This window comes from Gottfriedia sp. NPDC058432, from assembly GCF_042721555.1.
Taxonomy (GTDB): Bacteria; Bacillota; Bacilli; order Bacillales; family Bacillaceae_G; genus Gottfriedia.
On the sequence record NZ_JBHXLC010000017.1, the window covers coordinates 1 to 11,795 of the forward strand.

The window sequence follows — 11,795 nt, forward strand, 5'->3', positions numbered from 1 at the left end:
TAACTCTTTTAGTCATAGTAGATTCTCCCCGAATAATTAATAGCTTTAGTCTACTTGACCTTAAATTAATTGTCTAACTCAGTGTAGCCGATTCAAATCAACAACTAAGGGAAAAAGGAATTTTTAACATAGAAGAAGTTCTCTATGTAGTAGTTGAAACAAATGGTAGAGTATCTTTTTTACAAAAACCTCAATACCGAAACGTAACAAAACAAGATTTAAATATACCGACAATACAGGAAAGTAAATTACCTATTGAGTTAATTATGGATGGGGAAATTATCTCAAAAAATTTAAGAGAAAATAATCTATCAGAATTAAGGGTAAAAGAAGAGCTAAAAAAACGTAATCTTCAAACGAAAGAAGTAGTATATGCTGTGCTGGCAGCAAATGGAAATATTTATATCGATACCTACAAAGATCAGATTGCTTCTCCAATTGATCAAGAATGAGCTATTTATTTTTTTGATACGATTATTGAATAGAGTTCAAATAAAAAAGAGCCAATTTAGGCTCATATATTATATAGTCATCATTTAAATATTCAACTAGCATAACTGGTGCAGTAGTAGGTCGCCTTTGCACTAGTTCCTGATCATACCTACCACCAATTTTAATCGATTAACAATTGTTTTTCTTATTCATTTTGTACTACGTTAAAAATTAAGAGGTAATATTATTTAGGAGGATTTACTAATTTATTATGAACTTTAACATTGATACCATCAGTATAAACCATTTTCCCACCATAATATCCTACTGTTAATACTAGAATAAGTGAAGCCAGTGAAAAGATTAAATATAAAAACTTAAGCTTATTAAATAGTTCTTTTTTCTTGAAATAAGTAGAATAAATCCGAAATGCTGCGACAATTGTCACAAACCAACTTGTAAGTATTGCTAATTGATCGTGTATATGCAAGAAAGTAGTATTCCCTCTAGCCATCTCTTCTGGCCCAGTGGAAACAGAAAGCCAAGCGCTAAGTGCTGCAAAAATCCAAAGCCACATACCATGATCTGCTTGAAAGTTAACTTTCTTGAAAAATGCACTCCAAAAATCTTTTAAAACTGCTAAAGTAATAAATGCAATTGGGAAATGAACAAGAATAGGATGAAGATGAGAAGTTACTTCGTTAATCATGTGAAATCCTCCCATTTAAAAAAGTTGTGTATTCCCTTTACGATTACTTTTAATGAGTTTGATTAAAGTGTAAACAATAATTATGAAAATAATATGAAAAATAAATTAAATTTCCCGAAAAAATATTCCAGTGATTATTGCAATTTTTAGGAGGAGAGAATCACTTATTCCAAAAAATTATTTAGTTTTGACCTTGCTCATTAATAGATGGCTGTTCATTTAATCATATAGAACTCCATTCAATATTTATTTAGGAGGTTTCTTCAAAAAATTGTCTAATGCATTTATGGAATAAAATGATAAAGATCTTCTAAAATTTAGAAGATCTTCCTTTTGTATTTTCATTTAAATCCATGTTGCTAAAATAGTAATCCAAATCTTTAAAGCTGTTATCCCAATTAATATAGCAAGAATTAGTTGCAACATTTTTACGTTCAGTTTTTTTCCAATTTTTGCTCCAAGAGGAGAAGCAACAAGACTTGCAATCACAACTATAATCGTTGGGATTATATCTACCTGACCTGTTGTGACCTTACCAATCGTTACTCCTATAGATGAAATTAACGTAATCGCAAGTGATGATGCGATCGTTACACGGGTTGGAATTTTTAATATGGTCAACATAATTGGAACTAATAAGAATGCTCCTCCAGCACCAACAACACCAGCACTTCCTCCAACAATGAATGCTAGTGAAGCTGCAATCCATTTATTAAAAGTAAGATCTTTTTCAATATTTATGTCAATTTCCTTTTTTGGTACAAACATCAATACAACAGCAATCAATGCTAGAAAACCATAAACTAAATTAATCCCTTCTTCAGAAAGAAGGTTTGATCCAAATCCTCCTATAAAACTTCCGACTAATACACTAATTCCCATATATAAAATAATTGTTTTATTTAGATATCCACTTTTACGATAACTTAAAACGCCACCAATCGTAGCAAAAAAAACTTGAATAGCAACAATTCCTGATACTTGATGCGCTGTAAAGGGTGAAAAACCTAATATTGGCGGAACATATAATAGCATAGGGAAGTTTATTATGGCTCCTCCAATTCCAACCATCCCCGAAATGAAAGAACCGATAAAACCAATGAGTAATAATAAAAGAACAAAAGTCCACTCCATTTTTTAACCTCCCTTAATAAAGAAAGAAAGGCGCCTTTTTCTATGCGCCTTTTTAATTATTTTAATTAACACTTCTTAATCCAAAATTTAAAAATATCATTATCTTCTTCATATTTAAGCAACTCATGACCTCCAGATTTTGCCCATGCTGAAAGATCATTTTTCGCTCCTTTATCCGTAGCATGAATTTCTATTACCTCACCAGATTCAATTACATTAATCGCCTTTTTTGTTTTTACGATTGGCATAGGACATGCTAAGCCTTTTGCATCTAATACTTTTGTAATTTTCATTTTCTATATCCTCCTAAAAAATATTATTATCGAACTGCGCAACGATTTGGTCCAATTTCCATTTCACGTTGTTTCTCAACATCTGGAGTAATTTTCCCCATATTCGTTTCACGAATTTCTTGATATGCATTTGGTTGTGGTGGTAAGTTTTCAGTTACAATTTTTCTAAATTCATTTTCATCTGCAATGTTTAAACCGTGGTTTTTTGCAAACAAATTACCCAATTTTTCTGAAATACTTCCATCGTCATTTAGCTCATCAATAATCATAAAGTGAGCAGGAAGTACAATTAATTCCTCTGATAATTCTCTATAACGTGTATATAAGCTTTCTCTTAAATCACCAACCCAATCTTCAGCCATACCAGCTAAATCAGGGCGTCCAATTGAATCAATGAATAAAATATCTCCAGATAATAAGAACTTTTCATCTACTACAAATGAAGTTGATCCAATAGTATGACCTGGTGAGTAGATTGCATGGATGTTAATTGATGTATTACCTATCATCACATTGTTACCACCTTCTAATGGTGAGTATTCGAATGTAACTTCTGTTGCATCTTTTGGTGGTAACCAATATGTTGCATTCGTTTTTTCTGCAATAACACGTCCACCTGAGATGTGATCCGCATGTAGATGAGTATCAAATACATGTGTAATTTTTACACCTTTGTTTTCAGCAAAATTTAGATAAACATCAGCCATTCTTGTTGAGTCAATAATAGCTGCCTCTCCATTTGAGACAACCATATAAGAAAGACATCCTTTACCGATTCGAACAAACTGATATATTTCACCACCATCATTTAAGTTCCCAATTTTTACAGGCTCTAAATACTCACTCCACTCTTTCATACCACCTTTTAAATATGAAACAGTTAAACCTGCATCTGATAGCATATCTGCAACCATAATTGATGAACCTTCTTTTGCGCATACAACTAAAACATTTTTATTAGAAGGAATTTTATTCAAAATTTCTTCAACACCATCTAGTAAATCAAAATATGGTACATTTAAATGGTCAAAATTCTCTCCTTCAATTTTCCAGTCATGAAAATCTGTTTCATTTCGCACATCAAGAATAAATAGTTCTTCCTTATTAAAAACTTTTTTCGTTACTTCTTTTGCTGTCATTGTATTTACAGTCACTTCATTACCCCCTACGGTATATTTTAATTTAAAAAAATATAACAAATCTTCATTGTCTAAATAATAATTAGTTTGTGATTGAATTTGTCTCACCAGTCCACTGACTCATACCTGGTAATACATTCGATACATTTGAAAAACCATTTTCTGTTAACTTTTGTGCTGCTAGATCACTCCTACTTCCAGTTCGACAAATAACATAAATTTCAGTTTCTTTCTTTAATTCATGTAATCTTTCCTCTAATTCACCTAATGGAATTGAAATAGCATTATGAATATGATTAAAAGCATATTCCGCTGTTTCTCTTACATCTAAAATGATCATGTTTTCATTACTTTTTAATCTCTTATCTAATTCTTCATTCGTTACAACAATTGGATGCTGTTTTTCAATTGTTTCAGTACTTGATAACTTTCTTAAATAATGTTTTAGAACTTCTCCTTCTTCAATTGTACCTAGATATTGATGTCCTGCACTTTCAGCCCATGCTTTTAAATCAGCCTTTGATCCTTTATCCGTTGCCTGAATTTCTAACACTAAACCTTCCTCAAGCTCTTTCATCGCTTTCTTTGTCTTAACGATTGGCATAGGACATGCCAATCCCTTTGCATCTAATAACATATTCACTCTAATATTCATCGTTTAATCTCCTCAATTTAATAAAATTATAATGAAATCTTTTATTTCCAAAGACTCATGCCGCCTTTTACATTTGTAACTTGATTAAATCCTTGTTTCTTAAGCTTTTTACTTGCCTTACTACTTCTCATACCACTTTGACAGATCAATACAACTTCTTTTTCTTTTGAAAGTTGATTTAGTTTTTCATCTAATACTCGCAGGGGTATGTTTTTAAATCCACGAATACTTTTCGCACGATACTCAGCAGGTGTTCGTACATCGATAAATTGTTTATTTTTATCATTTAATTCTTTTTTTAACTCAGTTGTAGAAATTTGTCTAACTCCTTTTACCGATAGAAAACTTCTAACGATCAATACAATTAGAAGACTTGGGATGATATATTTTAAATATTCCATCTACTCCCCCTTTTTAAATAAATAAATTGACATTTCCTTCTTCTGCATCAGCCAAATAAGCTGCTACACCTGCATACTCAATTTGATCTAATAGTTCTTTTTGTTGTAGCCCTAACAAATCCATTGTCATCGTACAAGCTACAAGCTTTACATCTTGTTCTTGTGCCATTTCAATTAGCTGAGGAAGAGATAGGGCATTATGTTTTTTCATTACATTTTTTATTAGCTTTGGACCGATTCCAGAAAAATGCATTTTAGAAAGTCCCAATTTATCTGCACCTTTTGGCATCATTTTACTGAACAATTTTTCCATAAATCCTTTTTCTACTGCAATATTTTCATCCTTTCGCAAAGCATTTAATCCCCAAAAGGTATGGAAAATCGTTACCTCATGGTCATAAGCAGCTGCTCCATTTGCAATAATATAAGCTGCCATTGCTTTATCGTAATCTCCACTGAATAACACAATTGTTGTTCTTTTCTTTGCTGACATTTGATTACCTCCAAAAATATTTATATACCCATAGGGGTATTGAATTAAACAAAAAAAATATACCATATACCCCTATAGGTATAATATAAGCTAAAAAAATTTAAAGTCAATAATTATTTTTTATCTACTTTTTACTAGCATGTTGACTGCATCTTTAATAACTTCTTTCGTCTTAACCCCATTTTTTTCTGCGACTAACATACATTCAACCAAGTTAGAACTTACTAATACTCCAACCGTACGATCGACTGCTGAGCGAACAGCTGATAATTGAGTTACGACTTCATTACAGTCTTTATTTTCTTCTATCATCCTCAATATTCCTCGTATTTGTCCTTCAATTCGCTTAATTCTATTTTTCATCTTATCGTCATATCTCATATATTTCCTCCTTCCTAACATTTTATATTACTTACAATCACATGTAGTCAATGAATACCCTATAATTTTAAATCCTTTTTTTCTAAGAAATCGAATACTTATATTTTTTTCAAGTTTATTTGAAGCGACAATATGAATTTCATTAATTGAAATATCTACATATGATCTTTTTAAATAGCCGATAGGAATATTCAATGCATTAATAATAGGCATTTTATTAGATTCATTATAATCTCTTACATCTATAATTTGAGTTGATTTTTTACTTATAATAGAAGATAAATTTGTACATTTAATATGCCAAATTGGAAAATACCTAATATACAGTTTTCTTATGATTAGACCAATTATTAATGTAAAAATAACAATCAATTTGATACCTCATTTTCAAAAAAAATATATTACAAAAATGATTATATACCCCGCAGGGTATTAAATCAATTAATTATTATTAAACATAAAAAAATCTTTTTTAAAGTAAGCATCGCACAATAAAAACGAAACTTCATGACGCTCCTTTTTAATTCTAATTGTGATTTTTTTTACTTATCCTTTTTTATAATTAAGTCCAGAAGAGAAACAATTCAATATTCTCAAACGCTTTTAAGAATCACTAAAACATATTCTGCAAAAATTAGGCAAACTTATAAAATGAAGCAAAAACTTATTAGGAGAATGTTTATGAAAGCATATGAAATAATGATTGAAGATGTTTTTAAAGTAAACGGAAATGACACGGTTAGATCATTCATTGAAATATTTATTAACAACCGGATTAGCGGCCTTCCTGTAGTCAATGATCGGAACGAAATTATAGGGTATGTAAGTGATGGTGATATACTTAGATATATTGGAAAGCATGAGGATCGTATTATTAATGTTTTCGCCTACATGGCATATGTTCAAGGAGATAATGAGGCATTTGAGGATAGAATACAAACATTGTTAAATATGAACGTTCTTGAAATCGCTAAAAAAAAGGTTATCAAAGTTTCATGGGACGAAGAAATAGAGAATATTGCGGCTATTTTAGGAGAAAAACGAATAAAAAAATTGCCAGTAGAACGTAATGGAATTTTAGTCGGGATTATTAGCCGTGGAGATGTTATTAGGCATTCATTCAAATCACTTATGTAACATTCATTTAAGAAAAAGAAACAACGAAAAATCTATTTACATAGTTTTTGCATTAAAAGGAAGGTAGTATTACAAATGTAGGAGTTGATGCTGACTGACATGCATCAGCGGCCTCTCAGTAGGCTCAACCCCTACTTTCTTCATAGAAAATTGTCAGCTTATCTACCAAAAATTCCAAATAAAATAAAAGGGGAAATCCTCCCCTTTTTTTCACCTATTCTTTCAATTATAATGCCTGATCCTTTACTCCTCTAATATCTTGAGTGATTTTTCTACTCTTCTTCCCTACCCACCTATAAGAAACAAAACTACTAATTAGTAATACGAATGCTCCAAACAGATAAGGAAGATTGATATGTATATCGAATAAAAAACCAGCAAGTATTGGCCCAAAAATTTGGCCAAGGCTCATATAGGCATTGTTTAATCCTGCTACAAATCCTTGTTCATTTCCAGCTTCCCTCGAAAGCAATGTGTTAATTGTTGGACGTAAAATGTTATTAAATGTGAAATACAACATTGTTATGACCATTACATAAAAGAAATTTCCCGAAAATAGCAAGCACACAAGTGAAATGCCTGATAATAAGAGCATGCTGCTAATAATCGACTTTTCTCCAAATCTTTTTGAAAGACGGTTCGTCAATACCAATTGGTTGAATGTACCAATCAATGAACAAACCATAAACAAGATGGATATTTCTCTAGTCGAAAATCCATAGCTTTGAGTTACGAACAATGGATAGATTGCTTCAAAGTGAGTTAGTCCGAAACTTAGTGCGAATATCAATAACAATAAGATAAAATAACGAGATTTAACGGATTGTGCAAGTTGACGAAAAATATTTTCTTTCTTCGGTTTTGATTTTAAATGCACAAGACGTTCCTCTGCAGTTTTGGATTCGGATAATAATCGTAAGCAGCTAATTACCGCTAAAGAACCAATCGTTGCAGACGCGAAGAAAGGAGTCCTCGTACCAAACTCAGCTAGTAATCCACCTAAACCCGGACCAACAATAAAACCAGACGACATGGAAGCACCTAAAAATGACATCGCTCTTGGCCTCTGCTCTTCTGTCGTGATATCAACGACATAAGCCATGATGGATGGAATCAATGCAGCAGCGCCCATTCCTCCTATTAATCTTGAAACAAGAAAAATTGAAAAATGATCTGCAGTAGTGGCCAATATATTTGAAATAACGAATAGACATAGTCCAACAACAATCATCGGCTTCCGTCCGTATTTGTCCGAGAAATCGCCTGCAATTGGCGAGAACAAAAACTGTGTTAAGCCAAAGGCAGATACTAAGTATCCTGCTGCTTTTCCGCCTGCTCCAAAATCTATTAGAAGCTCAGGAAGGATTGGAATGACAAGACCAATCCCAAGCATTGCAAGAAACATATAAGTTAGCAAAAACGGTAACGCAGATTTTGTTGACATGTTTTTTTCCCTCTTTTACTTGTATTACTAAAAAACAAATATAATAGTCTTTGTCTTTGTGAAGAACTCCGAATTCTGCTACATTTGGTTTGATCTAATTAATTTGAAACCGAAATATCGGCTTTTGCATAATGTAAAACCGCTTCTTCTAAAACATCGATACCAATTAAAATATCATCAATATCAGTAAATTCGTCAGGATGATGGCTAAGACCATCCTCAGATGGAACAAAAATGAGACCTACTGGGGCAAGTCTAGTCATATTCATTGCATCATGTCCTGCACCGCTTTGCATCACTTGAAAAGGAAGATCCTTTTTAATACAAATGGATTGTAGACCATCAATCAGTTCAGGCGAAAGCAATACAGGCTCTTCGGAACTAATAATGTTCTTTTCTATTTCTAACATTCTATTTTTTTCAACATTTTCGATTGTTTTTAATAAATGATCCAAAACGAACTTTCTTGATTGTACTGAGGAAGATCGAATGTCGATTTTCATTAGTACTTCTCCTGGAACTACATTCATTGCACCAGAATGGATATCCAAAACACCAACTGTAGCAACAGTACCATGTTCTTGTTCATGAATTGCAACTTTCTCAAGCTCTAATGCAATTTCAGAAGCACCAAGAAGAGCATCTTTTCTCATATTCATTGGAGTCGTACCAGAATGAGACGCTTTTCCGTTTATGTTTACTAGTAATCTAATAGGTGCTGCAATTCCAGTAACAACCCCAATTTTTTTATGATTATTGATTAATATTGGACCTTGCTCAACATGAAGTTCAAAAAACGCCTTAAATTCATCATTTACTCTACTTGCTTCATCAATACTATTAAAGTCAAGGGCACAGTGAGCAAATGCTTTTTCCATTGTAATACCATTACGATCTTCTAAATGACGGTACTTCTCTTTTTCAATAAGCCCAGCCATCGCTTTACTCCCTACAGTTGATACCCCAAAACGAGATGATTCTTCACAAGCAAATGAGATAATTTCAATTGGATGATCAGTCACAATATTTTTTTCATTTAATCGACTAATAACTTCGAGTGCCGCAATGACGCCTACTACTCCGTCATATTTCCCACCTTCGTAAACTGAATCTAGATGAGACCCTATAGCAACCGGAGCTAGATCCTCTACTTTACCTTCTCTTCTTGCTATAACATTTCCACATTGATCCATTCGGATATCTAATTTTTCTGCTTTACACATACGAATAAATGCGTGTGTACAAGTTTGTTCCATATTCGAATAAGCCAGTCTTGTAATTCCTTTTTCCCCAGTGTTATATTGACTAATTTTATTAAAAAGTGTTAAATATCTTTCTTTACGATCCATGAGATATCTCCTGTCCTGTTATTTATCTTTTTTCCTTCACTTAACGGGAAGTAACCCTCCACAAATAGAAATTTCATTTTATTAAAGGGATATTGGTTGCAAGATGTCCCTCATGAAAAGTTTAATTTTGAAATGGTAAAATCCGACTCCAATATCGAAAGAGCCGGACCGTGGTTTTTTTTGTAAATGAACCAGTAGTAAAGCTCTCATAATGCCAGCTTTACTTAAACAGGTAGTGTATAAAAAGATTATTTATTTATTTTGTGAAAATGTTCAAATAAATTATCACATTCTTCTCTCTTCTCAACTTTAATCATGTCAAGAACGCTTTTATCTTCACCAGTTAAATATTTGCGAAGATGTAAATCAGAGAAGCCGTGAACATCAGCATCTTCTGAAGTGTTGCAATAGTATACTTTCTTAATGCCAGACCAAATAATTGCAGCTACACACATTGGGCATGGCTCACATGTTGCATAAATTTCACAATCAGATAAGTCCATCGTATCTAACTTCTTGCAAGCTTCTCTGATTGCAACCATTTCTGCGTGTGCAGATGGGTCAGTATCTCTCATCATCGTGTTACTAACAACTGCGATAATTTCATCGCCTCTAACAATTGTTGCGCCAAAAGGTCCTCCAACTTTATTATTCATTCCTTCGATTGTTGCTTCTGCTGCCATTTTCATGTAATCCATTAGTAAATTCCTCCTATTATAAATGGATATAGATGTGTCATTTGTTGCCTATCAACCTATGAATCTATACTACTCAACTATTTCAATTTGTTCTTTTTTCCAACTATCGAATATAAAATTAACGAGACAATTAATCCACTAAAGAAAGCGAATTCGTTCATTTTCACTAAAAAAGGAACATTCTTAAGAAAAGCACCTGACATCGGAAGGATAAAACTAATGGCCAAAACAATCATCGCACTAGTATTGTAACCATTCTTATATTCCCCATTACTGCCATTTGGTATATAAATATGATTTAGATTCATCTTTCTTTTTCGGTGAATATAGAAGTTTGAAAGCATAATACCTGTTATAGGTCCGAAGATCGAACCAATAAAGCTATAAAAGTAAAATAGTGTCGCCGGGCTAGATACGAGCTTCCAAGGTAAAATTAGTGTTCCAATAATAGCTGTTAAAATTCCCGCTGATTTTACTGTAAACACTTTTGGGAAAAGCGCTGTCATTTGTAAACCAGATGGTAAAAGGTTAGCAAACACAACAAACGCTATAGCACCAACGTTTAATGCTAATATTAAAACAAGCACAGAGAAAGTATTTTCAATTTTATCAATCGCATGAACAATATTGAAAATTGGTTCACCAAAAGCAATTTCAGTTCCTGCAATTAATGAAACACAAGTGATGGCAAAAAGAATATAGGATAATATAAATCCTAATGGTAGTCCAATAATGAAATCCTTTGGACTTTTCGCTCGATGGGTAAAATCTGAAATATTTACAATCGGACCCGCCCAGTTAGATACTAAGGCACTCACACAGGCAATAAATACTAATGGGCTACTTGTTGGATGCTTTGGAACATAATCAAAAATTGGTCCAAATCCCCCAGCCATATTAATCGCCCAAACAGCTGCACCAATGATAAAGATGTAAACAATAGGTGAAGACCAGCTACCAAATTTGTTAAGAACATTCATCCCACCTAAGAAAAGCAGAACCGTAACTGTCCATAATATTACGTATGAAATCATCGTTGGAACCGTTAATCCAAGTAGATTAAAGTCGCCACCTATCGTCATATAGTTTGGGAAAAATCTTGCAAAAATGACATTCAATGATTCCGCTCCGACAACAGTTGTCGTACCAAAAAATACGATCCCCGCGATCAGACCACGACATAATGCTGGGATTATAGCTCCTTTTTCCCCAAACGTTTCTCGAAGTAACATTGTAAATGGCATGCCATACTTGGATGCAGCATAACCATTAAGACAATATAATGTTGCAACGATAATCGCTGATAATAAAACAGCTGATATAACTTGCTTCGTATTTAGGCCGAGAACAAAAAATCCTGCTACTGTCATATATGACATAATATTATGAACTGCACCCATCCAAACGGTTATATAGTTGGACATTCCCCAATCTCTTTGATTTGGCAATTTAGGTAACAGTTCTTCAGAATATCCATAAGATTTATAGATTTCATGATCACTGGTTGCTAATTTAGCTTCTTCCATCATT

General features: G+C 32.8%; 13 protein-coding genes and 1 pseudogene. 2 read left to right on the plus strand and 12 right to left on the minus strand.

The genetic code is table 11. The annotated features are described in order from the left end of the window. Positions 1 to 92: 92 nt before the first annotated feature. A pseudogene (locus ACFWM3_RS16455) lies at positions 93 to 452 on the plus strand (DUF421 domain-containing protein); the annotation flags it as partial. A 224-nt stretch (positions 453 to 676) separates the two neighbouring features. Here the strand turns inward: ACFWM3_RS16455 and ACFWM3_RS16460 are convergent. The 8 genes from ACFWM3_RS16460 to ACFWM3_RS16495 all read right to left on the minus strand — a co-directional run bounded on the left by ACFWM3_RS16460 (position 677) and on the right by ACFWM3_RS16495 (position 5,637). After that, positions 677 to 1,141: a DUF2231 domain-containing protein gene (locus ACFWM3_RS16460; RefSeq protein ID WP_390312130.1), complete on the minus strand. Its 465-nt coding sequence runs from the start codon at positions 1,139 to 1,141 to the stop codon at positions 677 to 679. A 345-nt stretch (positions 1,142 to 1,486) separates the two neighbouring features. Then, complete coding sequence (locus ACFWM3_RS16465) at positions 1,487 to 2,275, minus strand: sulfite exporter TauE/SafE family protein (protein ID WP_390312131.1); 789 nt, start codon at positions 2,273 to 2,275, stop codon at positions 1,487 to 1,489. Between the two features lie 65 nt (positions 2,276 to 2,340). Further along, the gene (locus ACFWM3_RS16470; protein ID WP_056465673.1) at positions 2,341 to 2,568 is read right to left on the minus strand and encodes a sulfurtransferase TusA family protein; all 228 of its coding nucleotides are present in this window, start codon (positions 2,566 to 2,568) and stop codon (positions 2,341 to 2,343) included. Between the two features lie 26 nt (positions 2,569 to 2,594). Next, a complete protein-coding gene (locus ACFWM3_RS16475; protein WP_390312132.1) occupies positions 2,595 to 3,722 on the minus strand; it encodes an MBL fold metallo-hydrolase in 1,128 nt (375 codons plus the stop codon). Positions 3,723 to 3,789: 67 nt separating this feature from the next. Continuing rightward, positions 3,790 to 4,362 carry a sulfurtransferase TusA family protein gene (locus ACFWM3_RS16480; RefSeq protein WP_390312133.1) on the minus strand — a complete coding sequence of 191 codons (573 nt, stop codon included), beginning with the start codon at positions 4,360 to 4,362 and terminating at the stop codon, positions 3,790 to 3,792. Between the two features lie 41 nt (positions 4,363 to 4,403). Further along, a complete protein-coding gene (locus ACFWM3_RS16485) occupies positions 4,404 to 4,763 on the minus strand; it encodes a rhodanese-like domain-containing protein (protein WP_390312134.1) in 360 nt (119 codons plus the stop codon). A gap of 13 nt (positions 4,764 to 4,776) precedes the next feature. Beyond that, complete coding sequence (locus ACFWM3_RS16490; protein ID WP_390312135.1) at positions 4,777 to 5,256, minus strand: DsrE/DsrF/DrsH-like family protein; 480 nt, start codon at positions 5,254 to 5,256, stop codon at positions 4,777 to 4,779. 120 nt (positions 5,257 to 5,376) lie between these two features. Beyond that, complete coding sequence (locus tag ACFWM3_RS16495) at positions 5,377 to 5,637, minus strand: metal-sensitive transcriptional regulator (RefSeq protein WP_390312136.1); 261 nt, start codon at positions 5,635 to 5,637, stop codon at positions 5,377 to 5,379. A 681-nt stretch (positions 5,638 to 6,318) separates the two neighbouring features. On the opposite strand from ACFWM3_RS16495, the gene ACFWM3_RS16500 reads away from it, so the two are divergent. Then, a complete protein-coding gene (locus ACFWM3_RS16500) occupies positions 6,319 to 6,774 on the plus strand; it encodes a CBS domain-containing protein (protein ID WP_390312137.1) in 456 nt (151 codons plus the stop codon). A gap of 226 nt (positions 6,775 to 7,000) precedes the next feature. Here the strand turns inward: ACFWM3_RS16500 and ACFWM3_RS16505 are convergent, their stop codons facing one another. The 4 genes from ACFWM3_RS16505 to ACFWM3_RS16520 form a co-directional block, all read right to left on the minus strand. After that, positions 7,001 to 8,218, minus strand: a complete 1,218-nt coding sequence (locus tag ACFWM3_RS16505) for an MFS transporter (protein WP_390312138.1) — start codon at positions 8,216 to 8,218, stop codon at positions 7,001 to 7,003. Positions 8,219 to 8,316: 98 nt separating this feature from the next. Beyond that, positions 8,317 to 9,567 (minus strand): Zn-dependent hydrolase, encoded by a 1,251-nt coding sequence (locus ACFWM3_RS16510; RefSeq protein ID WP_390312139.1) that lies wholly within the window; start codon positions 9,565 to 9,567, stop codon positions 8,317 to 8,319. Positions 9,568 to 9,815: 248 nt separating this feature from the next. After that, the gene (locus tag ACFWM3_RS16515) at positions 9,816 to 10,265 is read right to left on the minus strand and encodes a nucleoside deaminase (protein ID WP_056465692.1); all 450 of its coding nucleotides are present in this window, start codon (positions 10,263 to 10,265) and stop codon (positions 9,816 to 9,818) included. Positions 10,266 to 10,342: 77 nt separating this feature from the next. Next, a complete protein-coding gene (locus ACFWM3_RS16520) occupies positions 10,343 to 11,791 on the minus strand; it encodes a cytosine permease (protein ID WP_390312140.1) in 1,449 nt (482 codons plus the stop codon). Between the last annotated feature and the right edge of the window lie 4 nt (positions 11,792 to 11,795).